Source organism: Brachybacterium horti (genome assembly GCF_054777615.1).
Window position 1 is genome coordinate 207,491 of sequence record NZ_BAAHAM010000004.1, and the last position, 17,042, is coordinate 224,532.

The following is a 17,042-nucleotide window of genomic DNA, read 5'->3' on the forward strand; positions in this document are numbered from 1 at the left end:
GGTGTCAGGCGGACGCGAGATCGGGCTGCGCCTCGAAGACGTCCTGCAGGAGGGTGGGGTCGAAGAAGGTGGAGGCGTCGACCTCGTGCCCGGCGAGCGCGAGCAGCTCGACGTTCTTCTGCGCGAGCTCGTCGGAGATCGTGAGCAGGCCGGAGGCGGCGGTCTCGTCGCTGACGACGAGCTCGTTCTGCGCCCTCGCCTGTCGCGTCTCCTTCTCCGGGTCCAGGCCCTGGTCCTTGCCGTAGACCTCGTAGGCGAGGCGGGCGGACTCCTCGGGGTCGGCGAGGGCGTCCTTCCAGCCGCGGACCTCCGCGGTGAGGAAGGCGAGGAGCTCCGCGCGGTGCTCCTCGATGTTCTCCCGGGTCGTCACGAACGCCCCGGAGACGAAGGGCAGGCCGTTCTCGGCGAAGGGGAGGTTCACGACGTCGATCCCGGCGAGGGCCACGGTGACGGCCTCGTTGGTGAGGGTGCCGATCTGGCCGTCGACCTCGCCGTTCATGAGGGGCTGCGGGTCGAACTGCACGGTGACCTTCTCGACGTCGGCCGGGTCGATGCCGTGCACCTGCAGGAGCGAGGAAAAGAGCACCTCGTTGGTGCCGGTCGCGACGCCGATCCGCTTCCCCACGAGATCCGCCGGGGAGGAGATCGGGTTCTGCGCGGTGGAGTAGATGGTGAAGGGGTTGCGCTGGAACTTCGCGCCGATGAGCACGAGCGGCGCCTCCTCCTCCGCGACCATGGAGCCCGCGGCGAGCGGCGTCGTCATGCCGACGAGGGCGGAGTCGGAGAGCACCATCGCCTCGGAGGAGGTGCCGCTGGGCCCGCCGGGTACGAGGGTGACGTCGGAGAAGCCGGCCTCGGCGTAGTAGCCGCGGGAGTCCGCGAAGTACTCGCCGGCGAACTCGGTGGTGCGGATCCAGTTCTGGTTGACCGTGAGGGCGCCGAGGTCCTCGCCGGCGGCAGCGGCGGTCCCGCGGGAGCAGCCGGCGAGGGCGAGCGCGGAGGCGGCGACGGAACCGGCCAGGAGGGTGCGACGCCCCGTGAGGAGTCGGCCCGTGGCGCGGCCGGCGGCGGCGTGGGTCGGGGTGCTGAGCGGGTGCATCGGGGCCCTTTCGTCGAGGGGCCGGGCGGCCGAAGGGCGGTCGGGGTGACCGCCGTCGAGGAGGGTCGTCCGGCGCGGCCCACGCTATGGAACGGCTGTTTCGCCAGGGGTGCGCTCCTGTTTCCGCCGCGTAAACCCCTGCCGGGCCCCCGCCGCGGGAAACGTCCCGGACATCTCCCGCCCCTAGCCTGGTCGCGCCCGGGAGGCTCCCCCGGGGACGTGTCGAGACCGCCGGGAGGCAGAGCCGTGGAACGACAGGATCATCAGGACCCGCAGCACCGGACCGCGCGCGCCGTCTCCTTCGGCGTGCAGCTCCCCGACTGGGTCGAGGAGGAGGTCGCCGCGCTCGGTGCGGCGCCCGCCGGAGACGGACCGGAGGCGCGGGTGACGCTCATGCGCCTGCTGAACCGCCTCGCCTCGCGGAACATGCACGAGGGCGGCGGCGGGCCGTTCTCCGCGCTCGTGCGGGACCCCGCGAGCGGGGAGATCGTCGCGGCCGGGGTGAACCGGGTGCTCGGATCGGGGCTCTCCTCGATGCATGCCGAGGTCACGACCCTGTCCCTCGCGCAGGAGCGGCGGGGCGGCTGGGACCTGGGGGCGGAGGGCTCCCCCGCGCTCGAGCTGTGGGTCAACTGGCGCCCGTGCGTCATGTGCTACGGCGCGACGATGTGGTCCGGCGTGCGGCGCCTGGTGATCGCGGGCGAGGGCCCGGAGGTCGAGGAGCTCACGGGCTTCGACGAGGGCCCCATGCCCGAGGACTGGGCGGGCCGCTTCCGCGAGCGCGGCATCGGGGTCGAGGTGGACGTGCTGCGCGACGAGGCGATCGCGGTGTTCCGCGAGTACCGCGACCTCGTCTCCCGCGGCGGCGCCACGGTCTACAACGCCCGCGGCACCGGCCTCAACGCGGGCTGAGCACCCCCGCCTCGCGCATGGCGAGGTAGAGGCGGTCGCGGCCCAGCGGCAGCGTCGTCATGCGCACGCCGATCGCGTCCCGCACCGCGTTGGCGAGGGCGGGCGCGACGGCCGTGTACGGGCTCTCGCTCATGGACTTCGCGCCGAGCGGTCCCAGGCGGTCGCTCGTGCTCGCGAAGAGCACCTCGGTGGGTGGGACGTCCGCGAGGGTGGGCACGTGGTACTGCCGCAGGATGTCGGTGCGCACACGGCCGGCGTCGTCGACGACGACCTCCTCGTACAGCGCCGCCCCGAGCGCCTGCGCGGCCCCGCCCTGCACCTGGCCGCGGCACTGCAGGGGGTTGACGACGAAGCCGGCGTCCGCCGCCTGCACGCTGCGCAGGATCCGCAGCTCGCCGGTGGCCCGGTGCACCGCGACGCGCACGCCGTGCACGTTGAAGGCGACCGAGCGGGGCGAGCCGTCCCAGTGCGCCTCCGCCTCGAGCGTGCGGCCCGCGGCGCCCGCGGAGGCGGCGAGCTCCGCCCAGGTGACGAACCGGCCGCTCGGCCGATGGCGCAGCCCCGCGGACTCCCCCGCCCAGTCGCCCGTCGCGGGGTCCGGGCCCGCCGCGCCGCCCGCCACGGGCTCCGGGCACGCGGTCCCGCCCGTCGCGCCCTCGCCGGCGAGCACGGCGTCCGCCTCGGCGGCGAGCACCCGCAGCAGGGCCTGCGCCGCGTGCAGCGTCGCCTTCCCCGCCACGACCGTGCCGGCGGAGCCGTAGGCGCCGGTGTCGTGGCCGACGATCGCCGTGTCCGACTGCCGGATCCGGATCCGCTCCGGCGCGCAGCCGAGCGCGGCGGCCGCGAGCTGCACGTGCACCGTCGTGGTGCCGTTGCCGAACTCGGCCGTGCCCACGCGCACCTCGAGGGTGCCGTCGCGGTCGAGCAGGACCCGGCTGTGGGAGAAGTGCCCGCGCGGGGGCACCGTGTCCAGCATCGACAGCGCCACACCGGTGCCGCACGCCCACTCCGGGCCCGGCTCGTCCGCGCCCCCGTCGGCCGTGCCGGCTCTGTCGACAGGGGAGGCGAGCGCCTCCTCGACGAGGTCCAGGCACTGGTCCAGGCCGTAGCTGCCGTACTCGACGTCGGCCGCGGGGTCCGGGGAGGTCGAGATCATCGGGTCCCCCTCGCGGATCACGTTGAGGCGCCGGAACGCGATCGGGTCGAGGTCCAGGGCGCGGGCGAGCTCGTCCATCGCGGACTCCACCGCGAAGGCCGTCTGGCTGAGGCCGTAGCCGCGGAACGCGCCCGAGGGCACCGTGTTCGTGTAGACCACCTCGGCGTCCACCGCCTTCGCGGGGCAGCGGTAGACGGCCAGGCACTCCCCCGTGCCGTGGTACATCGTGCCGGGTCCGTGGTTGCCGTAGGCGCCCGTGTCCGAGAGCAGGCTCAGGTGCAGGGCCGTGAGGCGGCCGTCGGCGTCCGCGCCGGCCCGCACCCGGATCCGCATGGGGTGGCGCACCGAGGTCGAGGTGAACTGCTCGCTGCGCGTGTGCTCGAGCTGCACGGGGCGTCCCGTGCGCAGGGTCGCGAGGGCGACGAGGTCCTCGGTGAACACCTCCTGCTTGCCGCCGAACCCGCCGCCCACGCGCGGGGCGATCACCCGCACCCGCTCCTCGGGCAGGTCCAGCAGCCGCTGCAGGGTGCGCTTGGCGAGATAGGGCACCTGGGTGCTGCTGCGCACCACGAGCGTGCCGTCCTCGTCGATGGAGGCGATCGCGGCGTGCGTCTCGAGGCTCACGTGCTGGACCCGCTGGGTGCGGTACACCCGGTCGGTGACGACGGCGGCGCGGGCGAGGCCCTCCTCGAGGTCGCCCACGCGCGAGTGCAGCTCCGCGACGAGGTTCGTGGCGGGGTCGGCGATGCCGGAGCCCTCCCCCTTCTCCCCGTGGAGGGCGGGGCCGGTGCGGGCCAGCTCCGGGTCGGTCACCGCGGGCAGCGGCGCGTAGTCCACGACGAGGGCGCGCACGCCCGCCTCCGCGGCGGCGACCGAGTCCGCGAGCACCGCGGCGACGCGCTGTCCGACGAAGCGGACGGTGTCGTCGAGGATCCGCGTGTCCAGGGGATCGTCGGCGAGGTGCTCGTGCTGCCCGGTCGAGAAGAGGGTGCGCGGCGCGTCCTCGTGGGTGAGCACCGTGTGCACCCCGGGCACGGCGAGCGCGGCGGTGGTGTCGATCGAGCGGATCCGGGCGTGGGCGTGCGGGGAGCGCAGGAGCTTCATGTGCAGCAGCCCGGGGAGGGAGCCGGGTTCGACGTCGAGCGTGTAGGGCTCGGTGCCGGTGACGACCCGGCGGGCGGCGGGGGCGCCCAGGCTGCCGCCGGCCGCGGCGCCCTCCTCGACCCGGGTGACGCCCGCGAGGGCCTCGCGGATCGAGCCGTAGCCCGTGCAGCGGCAGAGGTTGCCCTTGAGCGAGCGGGGGAGGTCCGCCCGGTCGCCCTCGGTGAGCGCGGCGGCGGTCATGATCATGCCGGAGGTGCAGAACCCGCACTGGAAGCCCTGCGCACAGCGGAACGCCGTCTGCACCGGGTGCTCGACGGGCGCCTCGGTCCCGGGCGTCGCCCGATCATCGGCGGCGGTCGCCGCGAGGCCGTTGATCGTCGTGACCTCGCGGCCCGCGGCGCGCACCGCGGGGACGACGCAGCTGTGCACGGGGCGGCCGTCCAGGTGCACGGTGCACGCGCCGCAGTCCCCGCCGTCGCAGCCCTTCTTCACCCCGAGCCGGCCCAGGTCCCGCAGGTAGGTGCGCAGGCACTGCCCGGGACGGGGCGGGGTCGGGGCGGGTGCGCCGTCCACGACGGTCGGGTCGGGGACGACGGGGTGGCTGGTCATGCGGGGATCCTCCCGTGGAGCGGGCCGGTGGTGGAGCGGAGGGGCTGCGGGGCGGCGCGGCCGCCGCGCACGGCGACCACCTCCGCCATGACGGAGAGCGCGAACTCCGCGGGGGTCGAGCCGCCGAGGTCGAGGCCGATCGGCGAGTGCAGGCGGTCGAGGTCGGCGGGGGTCGTGCCCCGCTCGGCGAGGCGTCGCATCCGCTCCGCGTGGGTGCGGCGGGAGCCCATGGCGCCCACGTAGGCGAGGGGCAGCGTGAGGGAGAGCGCGAGCAGCGGGTCGTCGATCTTCGGGTCGTGGCCGAGGCTGCAGACCACGCCCCGGTGGTCCAGGCGGCCGGCGGCGTGCTCCGCGGCGAGGTAGCGGTGGGGCCACTGCACCTCGATGCGGTGCGCGGCGGGGAAGCGCTCGGGGGTGAGGAAGGTGGCGCGGGGGTCGCAGACGGTCGTGTCGTAGCCCAGCAGCCGCCCCTGCTCGACGAGCGCCGCGGCGTGGTCGGTGGTGCCGGCGACGATCAGCCGCGGGGCGGGACGGTGCACGGAGAGGAACAGCTCGGGCAGCCCCGTCGCGCAGAGCTCGTCGCCCCCGAGCAGACCGGTGCGTCCGGCGGCGACGCCCTCGGCGACCCGGGCGGCGAGCCGGCGCAGGGGGATCCCGTCGGCCCCGGACGCTCCCCCGCTCCCCGTGCCCGGCTCCTCCGCGAGCAGCGCGGCGAGCGGGGCGCGCCAGGCGACGGGGTCGTCCGCGGCGGGCAGCGGGAGGGCCGCCCTCCGCCCGGGGACGTCGGTGCGCCACAGCACGGCCGCGGGAGCCTCGTCGAGCAGGGCGGCGAGCCCCGCGGCCTCGGCCCGGTCGCGGACGGGCTGGACGAGCACCTCGATGCTGCCGCCGCACATGAGGCCCACCTCCCAGGCGGTGTGGTCGGAGTAGCCGTAGCGACGGCGGTGCGGCCGTCCCTCCGCGATCACCTCGAGCGCCGTCCCGACGACGTCCGCCTCGACGCAGCCCCCGGAGAGGGAGCCGCGCACGATCCCGCCCTCGGCGACGAGCATCGAGGTGCCCACGGGCCGCGGGGCGGAGCCCTCGGCGGCGATCAGGGTCGCGAGCGCGAAGGGGCGGCCGGCGGAGAGCCACTCCTCCCCCGCGGCGGCGAGGCCCGGTCCGGCGCTCATGCCGCGGCCCCGCCCCGCCCGGTGAGGAAGCGCCCCTGCGGGGCGGCGACCCGCCCGCCCTGCGCGATCACGTCGCCGCGCAGGATCGTGGTCGTGACCTCGCCGCGCAGGGCCATGCCGTCGTAGGCGGAGATCGGGTTGCGGTGGGCGAGCTCGGCGGCGCGCAGCGTGCGCGCGGGGCGAGGGTCGTGGAGCACGAGGTCGGCGTCAGCGCCCTCGGCGATCCGGCCCTTCGCGGGCAGGCCCACGAGGTCCGCGGTGGCGGTCGCCATCCAGCGGCTCACCTGCGCGATGCCCACGCCCCGCTCCTGCGCGTGCGCGGCGACCGCGGTGAAGCCGGCCTGCAGGCCGGAGATCCCTCCCCAGGCCTGCTGGAGGTCCGGGGCGCCGCGGTGCTTCTCCTCCGCGGTGGAGGGCGAGTGGTCGGTGACGACCGTGTCGATGAGGCCCTCCTGCAGGCCCTGCCAGAGGGCGTCGCGGTTGCCGCTGTCGCGGATCGGCGGGCAGCACTTGAACTCCGGGGCGGCGTCCGGGACGGACGCCGCGTCGAAGCACAGGTAGTGCGGGCAGGTCTCCACCGTGAGCGGCAGGCCCTCCGCGCGGGCGGAGGCGATGAGGTCCAGCGCGCGGGCGCTCGAGAGGTGCAGCAGGTGCGTGCGGGCGCCCGTCTCCCGGATCGCCTCGATCAGCCCGGCGATCGCGGTGACCTCCGCGGCGTCGGGACGGGAGGCCACGAAGTCGGTGTAGGAGGCGGAGGGGACGGCGGGGGCCTGCGCGATCGTGCGGGCGTCCTCCGCGTGCACGATGACCAGCCCGTCGAAGCGGGCGACCTCACGCATGGCCTCCCGGAGCTGCCGTGCGTCCACGGGCGGGAACTCGTCCACGCCGGAGGGCAGCAGGAAGCACTTGAAGCCCCGCACCCCGGCGTCCCACAGGCCCTCGAGAGCGCCGGTGTTCCCGGGGACGATGCCTCCCCAAAAGCCCAGGTCCACGCGCAGCGCGTCCCGCGCGGCGGCCTGCTTCACGCGCAGCGCGGGCAGGTCCACCGTGGGCGGGACGCTGTTCAGCGGCATGTCCACGAGGGTGGTCACGCCGCCGAGGGCCGCGGCGGTCGTGGCGGTCGCGAAGCCCTCCCACTCGGTGCGGCCGGGCTCGTTGATGTGCACGTGGGTGTCGACGTTCCCGGGGAGCACCCGGACCCCGTCGGGGACGCGCAGCTCCTCGCCGGGCGGGGCCGACGGGCCGACGGCCCCGCCGGTCGCGACGGTCGCGTCGGCGCCGTCGAGACGCTCGATGCGGCGGATCCGCCCGCCGTCGAGGTGCAGCACGGCGGGGACGAGCTCCCCCTCGAGCAGCACCTCCGCCGCGCGGACCGTGCGGATCGTGCGCGGGAGGGCCGGGGGCGCCGCGGGGCCCGGGAGCGCGCGGTCGGGCATCGCCGGGGCCCTCAGCAGAACCCGCCGAGCCACTCCCAGGCGGCCGGCGCCTCGGGCTCCCCGTCACGGACCACCGCCGCCTGCATGAGGCCGTAGGGGCGGTCCCCGGCGACGAACACCTCGTTGTCGTTGCCGAGCTCGAACGGGGAGAGGTCCACGAGGTAGTGGTGCTTGTTGGGCATGACCATGCGGATCTCGGCGAGCTCGGGGCGGGCGCCGAGCACGGCCTCACCGATCGCGAAGAGGCTCTGCTGGAGGGACAGCGAGTGGGTGGTCGCGAAGGTCTCGAGCAGCAGGGCGCGCACCGCCGCGAAGGTCGCGTCGGGGTCCGCCTCCGGGTCCCGGAAGCGCCAGCGGGCCGTGACCTCGGTGGCGAGGATGCGATCCGTGGTCTCCGGGAGGGTCGTGTAGGCGTCGCGCGGGAAGCCGTGGAACTCGCTGCCGGTGGACTTCAGCACCACGAGGTCCTTGATCCCGCCCACCACGTGCCGCTCGCCGTCCTGGACGGTCACCGCCGCGGTGCGCACCTCGGGGCCCGTGCGGACGAAGGCGTGGTCGTGCCCGGCGCCGTCCACCTCGATGCGCTCCCAGCCGTGCGCCTCCGCCTCCCAGCGGCCGCCGGTGAGCCAGCTGCCCTGGCCCATGAAGTGGTCCGCGAGCAGTCCCAGGAACTTCTCGGGCCCGGCCACGCCGTGCTTCTTGGCGAAGGCGTAGACGGTGTTCTTCTGGGTGTCCGTCGCGATCACGCGGGCGTTGTCCCCGGTGCGGTAGCAGTCCTCGAAGTCGCCGCGGAGCATCGAGGTCACGGTGAGATCGGTGAGGACGTGGCGCGGCGTGGAGCGGTCCACGTGGACCAGGCGCACACCGGCCTTCCCGTACTGGTTGGCGCCCAGGGAGATGCCGGTCGCGGCGGGGGCGGTGGTCGTGGCGGGGGCGGTGGTCTCGGTCATCTCAGCTGCCTCGGTAGGTGGAGTAGGCGAAGGGGCTCAGGAGCAGCGGCACGTGCAGGTGCCCCTGCTCCTCGTCGATGCGGAAGGCGACCACGACCTCCGGGTAGAAGGTCTCCTGGCCGCGGGCGGCGAAGTAGGCGCCGGTGTCGAAGCGGAGGGAGGCGGTGCCCGCGGGGAGGCGGTCGGGGCCCAGGTCCCCGATCCGGCCGTCGGCGTCGGTCGCGGCGGAGGCGATCTCGCCGCCGTCCGGGCCCCGCAGGGAGACGGCCACGCCGGCGGCGGGCCGTCCGGTGCCGGAGTCCAGCACGTGGGTGGTGACGTGGCTGATGACGACCTCCTGGATCCGACGGCAGCGACGGGGCGCGGGCCCTGCGGGCCCGGTCCGCGTCCGGTCCTCCCACGCTAGGAAGCGGGTGCGGCACCACGGTTTCCCCCGTGTAAAACGTGTGTTTCAGGGGCTCCCCCTGCAGATGTAACCGCGGCGAAACAGGCCGCGGCCCCTCTTGAAACACACGATCCCTAACCTCGGGCCCCACACCCGCCCGCGGCCCCGCGGCCCACCCACGCGAAGAAGGCGATCCTCATGGAGACCACTCCCGCCCCTGTCCCTCGCCCCTCCCGGCGCACCGCCCTCGGCGCCGCCGCCGCGTCGATCGGCGCGCTCGCCCTCGCCGCCTGCGGCAGCTCCTCGGACGCCGCCTCCGGCGCCTCCGACGGCGGCTCCGGGGACTACGGCTCCCTGGACCTGAACCTCTCGTGGATCAAGAACGCCGAGTTCGCCGGCGAGTACCTCGCGGTGGACCGCGGGTACTTCGAGAAGGCCGGGTTCTCCTCGGTGAACCTCATCGCCGGCGGCCCCAGCGGCACCTCCACCGAGACGATGGTGCTCTCCGGCTCCGCCCTCATCGGCACGTCCTCCCCGCTCGGCGTCGCCCCGCTGATCAAGGACGACGAGGCGCCGCTGAAGATCATCGGCACCACCTACCAGAAGAACCCCTTCACGATCATCTCGCTCGGCGACGCGACCCCGATCACGACCCCCGCGGACCTCGCCGGGAAGCGGATCGGCGTGCAGGCCGGCGTCAACGAGACGCTCTTCGACGGCTTCCTCGCCGCGAACGGCATCGAGGCCTCCGCCCTCGAGATCGTGCCTGTGCAGTACGACCCGCAGCCCCTCGTCAACGGCGAGGTCGACGGCTTCTTCGGCTACCTCACCAATGAGGCGATCACCCTCGAGCTGGACGGGAAGGACGTCGTGAACCTGCCGCTCGCGGACAACGGGCTGCCGTTCATGGCCGAGAGCCTCGTCGTGACCCAGGAGAGCATCGAGACGAAGCGGGAGGAGCTCAAGGCCGTGCTGGTCGCCCTGATCCGCGGCTGGTCCGACGCCGTCGAGGACCCCGAGGAGGGCGCGCGGCTCGCCGTCGAGGACTTCGGCAAGGACCTGGGCCTGGACATGGAGAAGGAGACACGCCAGGCGAAGGCCCAGGTGGACCTCGTCAGCACCGACGAGACCGATGCGAACGGGCTGCTGACCATGTCCCAGGACCTCATGCAGAAGAACGTCGACGCGCTCGTCACCGCCGGATTCGACCTCACCCTCGAGGACTACTTCGACACCTCGCTGCTCGAGGAGGTCTACGAGGAGAACCCCGACCTGCGCTGAGCGGTCGGCGCCCGAGGGACGACGGGCGGGGAGGGTCGACGCCCTCCCCGCCCGTCGCGGTTCCCCCACCCGTCCTCGGCGGGCTCCTCAGCGCTGCTCGAGCTCCCCGAGCTCGTCGTAGGCGGCGGTGATCCCGCGGATGCGGCGCGCGCCGTCGCTCCCCAGGAGGTTGAGCATGCCGTCGGCGAGCAGCGCGACGAGGGACATGGCCGTCGAGTAGCTGTCGAAGGCGCCGTCGGAGTCGATCGGGCACTCGATCCAGCAGTCCGCTCCGACAGCGTAGGGCCGGGCGGTGCCGTCGCCGATGAGCAGGCAGCGCGCCGGCGAGCGCTCGATCGCCGCGGCGAGGGCCGGGAACACGGCCGGCCGACGGCGGAACCCGATGAGCACGACGACGTCCTCCTCCCCGATCCCGGCGATCTCCTCTCCCACCGCCTGCCCGGGCTGCGGCGCGAGGCGCACCCCGTCCCGCGCCTGGATCAGCTGCTGGTGCAGGTGCAGGGCGACGGGGTAGCTGTTGCGCAGGCCCACGACGAGCACCCGGCGGGCGCCGGCGAGCAGCTCCGTGCCCGTCCCGAGCGCTCCCCCGCCGAGCACGGTGAGCAGCCGGTCGTGGTTCAGCCGCTCCGTGCGGACGTGGCCCTCGATGCCCGGGCGCAGTCCCCCCGCGCTCGCGCGGGACGGCGCGGCGAGCGGGGTGCCCGACTGCCGCATGGCCCGCGTGTGCTCCTTGACCTCGCGGAAGTCCGCGAAGTCGAGCTTGCGGAACAGGCGGCTCACGGTGGCCTTGGAGACGCCGGTCTCGCGGCTGATGTCCGCGGCGCTGAACACGGCGAGGTCGCCCAGGTGCTCGAGGAGGAAGTCGGAGATCCGCCTCTCCTGCGGCGTGAGCTCGCCGTACCGCGCGTCGATGCGGGCGTCGATCCGGGGCCCGGTCAGGACGGGGGTCCCGGTCCCCCCGCTCATCGCCGGTCCCCTCCCTCGGGTGCGCCGGCTCCGGACCGCGCGACCTCGAGCACCGCCGCCTCGAGCGCCTCGAGCGCGAGGGCGACGTCCTCCGTCGTGACGGACTCGTCGGGATGGTGGCTGATGCCGTCGGCGCAGCGCACGAACAGCATGCCCACGTCGGTGATCGCGGCGAGGGCCATCGCGTCGTGCCCGGCGCGCGAGAACAGATCCGGCGGCTCCGGGTCCCCGGTCGCCCGGATCCCCGTGCGCACCGCGTCCATGAGCCGCGGGGCGCAGCGCACGGCGGGCGCCGCATGGATCTGCTCGACCGTGAGCTCGAGACGGCGCCCCGCGCAGAAGCCGCGGATCCTCTCGAGGACGAGGTCGAGCACCTCGTCGCGCAGCGCGTCGGTCTCCGCCCGCAGGTCCAGGGACATCTCCACGCGGCCGGGGACGACGTTGACGCCGCCGGGGAAGGTCTCCAGGCGGCCCACCGTCGCGATCGCCCCGTGCTCACGGGCGATCTCCTCGATGTCGAGCACCGCCCGGCTCGCCCCGATCAGCGCGTCGCGGCGGCGCTCGTAGGGGGTGCCGCCCGCGTGGCGGGCCTCGCCGGTGACGGTGAGGGCGAAGCGGCGGGCGCCCGCGATCGACGTGACCACGCCGAGCGCCCGATCCGCCTGCTCGAGGTACGGGCCCTGCTCGATGTGCACCTCGAGATACCCGGCGAGGTCCTCGGGGCGCAGGGCCGCCTCGCCCACCCGCCCGGGGTCGAGGCCGAAGTCCCGGAAGGCCTGCTCCATCGTGGTGCCCTCGGCGTCGGCCAGGGCGAGCCATCCCGGTTCCCAGGTACCGGCGAGCGCGCGGGACCCCAGGAGCGTCGCCCCGAAGCGGGTGCCCTCCTCGTCCGCGAAGGCTGCGACCTCGAGCGCGAAGGGCAGCTCGTGAGCGCGGTCGCGGAGCCGGGAGACGGCCTCCACGGCGAGCAGCACGCCGAGGATGCCGTCGTAGCGGCCGGCGTCGGGCACCGTGTCGAGGTGGGAGCCGAGCAGCAGGGCGGGCAGCCCGGGGCGGCTCCCCTCGAGCCGGCCCCGCCGGTTGCCGGCGACGTCCTGCCAGGTGCGCATGCCCGCCGTGGTGACGAGCTCGGCGGCGAGCGCGTCGTGGCGGGCGTGCTCGGGGGTGAGGTACGTGCGCTCGATGCCGTCCTCGCGGGCGGAGATCGCGGCGATCCGGTCGCAGTCCGCCATGATCCGGCGGGCCGCCTCGAGCGCCTCGGCGGAGGGGGCGAGGCGGGTCATCGGGCGGCCTCCGTCCCGGCGACGGCGCTCGCGACCGGGCCCGCGGGAGAGGCGGCGCGGGCCTCGTCCGCGTAGACCTCCTGCGCGGCACCCACGCCCCCGCCGCCGGTGACCGGCACGCCGCCGGCGCGCAGCACCTGCTCGAGCGCGGCGAGGGTGAGCAGCACCGCGTCCTTCCGGGCGTTGTAGCCCATGGTCCCGATGCGCCAGACGTTCCCGTGCAGGGGGCCGAAGCTCGTGCCGATCTCGATGCCGTAGTCCTCGAGCAGGGCGGTGCGGGCGGCGTCGCCGTCGACCCCCTCGGGGATGTGCACGGCGAGGACGTTGTTCATCCGGTGCTCCTGGTCGCCGAACAGCCGCAGCCCCAGCCCCTGCGCGCCCGCGGCCATGGCCCGCCCGTGCAGGCGGTGCCGGGCGACGGCGGCGTCCATGCCCTCCTCGACGAGCAGCCGGGCGCACTCGTGGGCCGCGTAGAGCATGCTCGTGGCCTCGGTGTGGTGGTTCAGCCGCGCCTCGCCCCAGTAGTCGAGGATCATCGCGAGGTCGAAGTAGTTCGAGCGGATGCGCGTGCCGCGGCCGGCGGTGCCGTCCGCGATGCCGGCCTCGACGTGGCGGCGCGAGAGCACGACCTCGCGGGCACGCGGGGAGAGCGAGAGGGGGGCGCTGCCCGACGGGCCCGCGAGGCACTTCTGCAGGCCCGCGGTGGCGGCGTCCACGCCCCATTCGTCCATCGCGAAGGCGTTGCCGCCCAGGGACGCGGTGACGTCGACGTACAGCAGCGCGTCGTGGCGGGCGCAGATCTCGCCGAGGCCCTCGAGCGGCTGGTTCATGGTGGTGGAGGTGTCGCCCTGCACGAGGGCCACGAGTCGGGGACGGACGCGGCCGACGGCCTCCTCGATCTGCTCGGGGGTGAACACGGTGCCCCAGTCGGTGGTGATCGTGTGGACCTCGGCCCCGCAGCGCTCGGCGATCTCCACGAGGAGGTGCCCGAAGCGGCCCATGATCGGCACGAGCACCCGGTCCCCGGGCTCGAGCAGGGAGACCAGGGCGGCCTCGATACCGGCCCGGGAGGTGCCGTCGACGAGGAGGGTCGCCTCGTTGCGGGTGCGCAGCACCTCGCGGTACAGCTCCATGGTCTGCGTCATCCAGGTGGTCATCGCGGGATCGAACTGGCCCACGAGGCCGGCGGACATCGCCCGCAGGACGCGGGGGTCCGCGCTGATCGGGCCGGGCCCCATCAGGAGCCGCTGGGGCGGGGTGATCGCAGGGATGCTCATCGGGGTTCCGTTCTGCGGTGGTGCCGGTGCTCCGCCCCAGTCAACGAAACAGACGTTTCACGCGTGTTTCGTCCACGGTTCCGTCCCGCGAAGATTGCCCTGCGCAGGCGTGACGCGCCGGTTCCGGCCGCGGGACGCGGGCGGAATGACCGTTCCAGCCCCGCCGCTCAGGCGGGGACGAGGGCCTCGAGGCGCAGCAGGGCGATCTGCCGCAGCTGCTCCGCGCGCTCGCTCCGCTCCTGCTCCTCGTCGAGCGCCAGGCGCCGCTCGAGCTCCGCGAGCATCTCCGCCTGCGAGCGGCCCGCGGCGCGGATGAGGAACACGGTGCCGAAGCGCTCCTCGTAGCGGGCGTTCGCGGCGACCCAGGCGCCGGGGTCCTCGACCCCGGCCTGCTCGGCGCGCGAGTGCGCGGCCTCCACCGCCGCGAGCCCCTGCGCCCGCTCCCCGATCCGCGGATGGTGCGCGAGCGCGCCGTGGACCTCCGCGGCGGTCCACTCCCCGGCGAGCGCGGAGGCCGTGCCCCGCAGCTGCTCGACGTCCGCGTAGGGGCGCCCTGCGAGGATCGCCCCGGTCCAGCGGTCGATCGGGGCGCAGCCGCGCAGCGGATCCTCGAGGTCCGCCGCGGGCGCCGTGTTGAACTGCGCGAGGGTGAGGCTGCTCGGGCTCATGAGGTCTCCTCGAGGGCGGCGGCGAGGTGGATCAGCTCCACGTCGGAGCCGGCGGGCCCCACCAGGGTGACACCGGTGGGCAGGCCCGCGGCGGTGCGCAGCGGGACGGTGACGGCGGGCAGGCCGGCGAGGCCCGCGAGGCAGGTCAGGCGCAGAGTCCGCTCGCGCTGGGCCTCGATGAGGGGGCCGCCGGCCGCGGAGTCCCGCAGCAGCGGCGCCACCGAGGAGGCCGCCGGCACCACGAGCACGCCGCCGCCGAGCCGCCCGCGCACCTCCTCCGCGGCGACGGCGCGCACCTCGCGGGCACGGCGCTCCTGCTCCGCGGTGACGGTGCGGGCGGTGCGGAAGCGGGCGGCGACGTCCGGGCCGAGGTCGCCCTCATGGACGCGGACCCAGTCGCCGTGCGCCTGCCACGCCTCGCGCGCCTGGATCGTCCGGAAGGCGCCCAGCCATGCGGTGTGGGCCGCCTCGTCGATCGCGGCGGCGCGCTCCATGCGCCGGCTCCCGGCCCAGCGGCGCAGTGCCGCGTCGATCGCCTCGGCGACGTCGCCCTCGGCGAGCTCCACGAGACCGGGCACGGTGCGCAGGGCGGCGCCGGCGAGCATTCCGGCCCTCCCCGTCCCGGCCGCGGCGCCGTCGGCGTCGTGCAGCAGCACGGCGGCGGCACGGGCGAGCGGCCCGGGGGTGCGCGCGAGCAGGCCCACGGTGTCGAAGCTCTGCGCGAGCGGCAGCAGCCCGTCGCGGGGGACGGCGCCGTGGGTGGTGCGGATCCCCCACAGCCCCTGGTAGGCGGCGGGGACGCGGATCGAGCCGCCCGTGTCCGTGCCGAGGCCCAGGCTCGCGTGCCCGAGGGAGACGGCGCTCGCGGAGCCGGAGGACGAGCCGCCGCTGATGCGGTGCGGGGCGCGGGGGTTCGGCGGGGTGCCGTAGTGCGTGCTGGTGCCGGCGAGGCTGTAGGCGAGCTCGTCGGTCGCGGCGATCCCGGTGACGGCGGCGCCCGCGCCCAGCAGCGCCTCGACCGCGGCGGCGTGGCGGGGCTCCGGGGAGGCCTCCGCGAGCCGGGCGGGGTTCCCGGCGCCGATCCGCTGGCCGGCGACGGCGAACAGGTCCTTGACCGCGACGGACTCCCCCGTGAGCGGGCCGTCCTCCGTGGTGGCCGGAACGAGCGGGGTGCCCACCACCCGCCAGATCCGACGGTCCAGCGCCGGCGCCGCGACCGCCACGTGCGCGACGGCGACCTTCCAGCCGCCCTCGCCGCGCTCCCACACCTGGGTCTGCTGGCCGCGGCCCCCGCGCAGCAGCTCCGTGATCGCGACGACGACGGCGTGCCGCTCGCCGAGCGCGCGCACATCGACGCGGACGATGCGCCGGGCCGGGGCGCCGCCGCGCCCGCCGCGGAAGGAGCTGATCGCCTCGTGCCCCACGAGCAGACCCGCCGCGTCGCCGCGGAGGGTGTCCGGGCCGGGGGCGAAGAGCGCGTCGAGGGTCGGGAGGTCGTCGGCCATGAGGGCCGTCTCGTAGGCCCAGAAGGCGTCCATGAGCCCGGGGACCTCCGGGCCGTGGGGCACCGGCCGGGCCTCCTCGGCGACCGGTCCCGTGCCGCCGTCGGCGCTCATCGGCCCACCCCCGCGAGGTCCTCGATCCGGATGCGGGCGTGGACGCCCTTGACCACGTCCACCACCTGCGAGATGTCGAAGTCGGTGGCGGCGCTGAGGTAGGCGTAGGCGTGCTCGGGATCGAGTCCCCAGCGGGCCCCGAGCAGGGCGATCGCCGCCCGCACGCACTCCTGGACGGCCACGTCGAGGTCCTCGTCCATGCCGGTGGGCACCAGGTACCGGGAGGTCTCGGCGAGCGGGCCGGCGAGCTCCCCGAACCGCTCGAGCGCGTCCTCCCGGGCGATGACCTCGAAGCGCAGGCGGCTGCGCAGGCTCGCCTCCATCGCCGTCAGCGCGACCTCCCCGTCCCCCTGCGCGAAGTGCGGGTCGCCCACGTAGGCGAGGGCACCCACGACCTGCACCGGCAGGTAGAGGGAGGAGCCGGCGGTGAGCAGGTTGATGTCGATGTTGCCGCCGTGGCGTCCGGGCGGCACCGAGTGCGGCCGCTCCACCTCCGCGACGGCGACGCCCATGATCCCGAGGAAGGGGCGCAGCGGGAAGCGGATCGTGCGCTCGGCCCCCTCGCGCGGGGCCATGGTGCCGAGCAGGGCGCCGTCGGCCCCCTCCTCGACCCCGGCGAAGACGCTCACCGCACCCGTGCCTCGCGGGTACTCCCCCGGCAGCGCGCCGCGACCGTGGCGGTTGGAGACCACGCCGTAGGGGACGCGCAGCGCATGGTCCACCACGGTGATCCGCAGCAGGTCGCCGGGGAGGGCGCCGTCCACGTGGATCGGCCCGGTGACCACGTGCGGGCCGTCGCGGCCGGGGTCGCGGTCCGGGTGCCCGGCGGCGATCGCGACCGCATCCGGGAGCACCTGCTCGGCGTCGACGCCGTGCGCGGCGAAGAAGCGGCGCGGGTCCCGGCCCTGGTCCTCGAGGATGCCCTCGTGGCTCACCGTGTCCAGGACCGCCTCGTCCCCGCTGCGCAGGCGCAGCACCGGGGAGTCCGCGGCGCAGGGCAGCCGGCCCCACAGGCTCGTGGCCTCCTCCGCGGGGAGATAGGCGATGCCGTCCGGCAGGTCCTCGCCGGGGCGCAGGATGGGTGTCCGCATGGGTCCTCCTCGGGTCGACGCTCACCCTAGGGACGTG

14 protein-coding genes are annotated in these 17,042 nt (G+C 75.3%); 2 read left to right on the forward strand and 12 right to left on the reverse strand.

All coding sequences use genetic code 11. The features are described from left to right. Window positions 1-4: 4 nt before the first annotated feature. Window positions 5-1,099: a periplasmic binding family protein gene (locus tag ACYVAP_RS13820; RefSeq protein ID WP_498861102.1), complete on the reverse strand. Its 1,095-nt coding sequence runs from the start codon at window positions 1,097-1,099 to the stop codon at window positions 5-7. 246 nt (window positions 1,100-1,345) lie between these two features. Here ACYVAP_RS13820 and ACYVAP_RS13825 point away from each other — a divergent pair, with 246 nt between their 5' ends. After that, a complete protein-coding gene (locus ACYVAP_RS13825; RefSeq protein WP_498861103.1) occupies window positions 1,346-2,011 on the forward strand; it encodes a nucleoside deaminase in 666 nt (221 codons plus the stop codon). Here ACYVAP_RS13825 and ACYVAP_RS13830 read toward each other — a convergent pair. From ACYVAP_RS13830 to uraH, 5 genes are read right to left on the reverse strand one after another with little or no spacing between them, the layout of a single operon-like run. Then, the gene (locus ACYVAP_RS13830) at window positions 1,998-4,880 is read right to left on the reverse strand and encodes a molybdopterin-dependent oxidoreductase (RefSeq protein WP_498861104.1); all 2,883 of its coding nucleotides are present in this window, start codon (window positions 4,878-4,880) and stop codon (window positions 1,998-2,000) included. The two genes, ACYVAP_RS13825 and ACYVAP_RS13830, sit on opposite strands and share 14 nt — an antisense overlap. Continuing rightward, window positions 4,877-6,052 carry an XdhC family protein gene (locus ACYVAP_RS13835; RefSeq protein ID WP_498861105.1) on the reverse strand — a complete coding sequence of 392 codons (1,176 nt, stop codon included), beginning with the start codon at window positions 6,050-6,052 and terminating at the stop codon, window positions 4,877-4,879. The genes ACYVAP_RS13830 and ACYVAP_RS13835 overlap by 4 nt, the downstream gene beginning before the upstream one ends. Further along, on the reverse strand, window positions 6,049-7,488 hold the full coding sequence (gene allB / locus ACYVAP_RS13840; protein WP_498861106.1) for an amidohydrolase family protein: 1,440 nt from the start codon (window positions 7,486-7,488) through the stop codon (window positions 6,049-6,051). The genes ACYVAP_RS13835 and allB overlap by 4 nt, the downstream gene beginning before the upstream one ends. 11 nt (window positions 7,489-7,499) lie before the next feature. Next, the gene (pucL, locus tag ACYVAP_RS13845; RefSeq protein ID WP_498861107.1) at window positions 7,500-8,438 is read right to left on the reverse strand and encodes a urate oxidase; all 939 of its coding nucleotides are present in this window, start codon (window positions 8,436-8,438) and stop codon (window positions 7,500-7,502) included. A 1-nt stretch (window position 8,439) separates the two neighbouring features. After that, window positions 8,440-8,766, reverse strand: coding sequence for a hydroxyisourate hydrolase (uraH, locus tag ACYVAP_RS13850; RefSeq protein WP_137769038.1), 327 nt, complete (start codon window positions 8,764-8,766; stop codon window positions 8,440-8,442). Between the two features lie 255 nt (window positions 8,767-9,021). Here uraH and ACYVAP_RS13855 point away from each other — a divergent pair, with 255 nt between their 5' ends. Then, window positions 9,022-10,104: an ABC transporter substrate-binding protein gene (locus ACYVAP_RS13855; RefSeq protein ID WP_498861108.1), complete on the forward strand. Its 1,083-nt coding sequence runs from the start codon at window positions 9,022-9,024 to the stop codon at window positions 10,102-10,104. Between the two features lie 87 nt (window positions 10,105-10,191). Here the strand turns inward: ACYVAP_RS13855 and ACYVAP_RS13860 are convergent, their stop codons facing one another. The 6 genes from ACYVAP_RS13860 to ACYVAP_RS13885 all read right to left on the reverse strand — a co-directional run bounded on the left by ACYVAP_RS13860 (window position 10,192) and on the right by ACYVAP_RS13885 (window position 17,005). Further along, window positions 10,192-11,070, reverse strand: a complete 879-nt coding sequence (locus ACYVAP_RS13860; RefSeq protein ID WP_498861109.1) for a MurR/RpiR family transcriptional regulator — start codon at window positions 11,068-11,070, stop codon at window positions 10,192-10,194. Next, a complete protein-coding gene (locus ACYVAP_RS13865; RefSeq protein ID WP_498861110.1) occupies window positions 11,067-12,353 on the reverse strand; it encodes a Zn-dependent hydrolase in 1,287 nt (428 codons plus the stop codon). Before ACYVAP_RS13865 ends, ACYVAP_RS13860 begins: the two co-directional genes overlap by 4 nt. After that, window positions 12,350-13,630: a pyridoxal-phosphate-dependent aminotransferase family protein gene (locus tag ACYVAP_RS13870; protein WP_498861111.1), complete on the reverse strand. Its 1,281-nt coding sequence runs from the start codon at window positions 13,628-13,630 to the stop codon at window positions 12,350-12,352. Before ACYVAP_RS13870 ends, ACYVAP_RS13865 begins: the two co-directional genes overlap by 4 nt. Window positions 13,631-13,797: 167 nt before the next feature. After that, the gene (locus tag ACYVAP_RS13875) at window positions 13,798-14,298 is read right to left on the reverse strand and encodes a 2-oxo-4-hydroxy-4-carboxy-5-ureidoimidazoline decarboxylase (protein ID WP_498861112.1); all 501 of its coding nucleotides are present in this window, start codon (window positions 14,296-14,298) and stop codon (window positions 13,798-13,800) included. After that, the gene (locus tag ACYVAP_RS13880; protein WP_498861113.1) at window positions 14,295-15,914 is read right to left on the reverse strand and encodes an AtzH-like domain-containing protein; all 1,620 of its coding nucleotides are present in this window, start codon (window positions 15,912-15,914) and stop codon (window positions 14,295-14,297) included. Before ACYVAP_RS13880 ends, ACYVAP_RS13875 begins: the two co-directional genes overlap by 4 nt. Next, window positions 15,911-17,005, reverse strand: a complete 1,095-nt coding sequence (locus ACYVAP_RS13885) for an acetamidase/formamidase family protein (protein WP_498861114.1) — start codon at window positions 17,003-17,005, stop codon at window positions 15,911-15,913. The genes ACYVAP_RS13880 and ACYVAP_RS13885 overlap by 4 nt, the downstream gene beginning before the upstream one ends. Window positions 17,006-17,042: the final 37 nt, after the last annotated feature.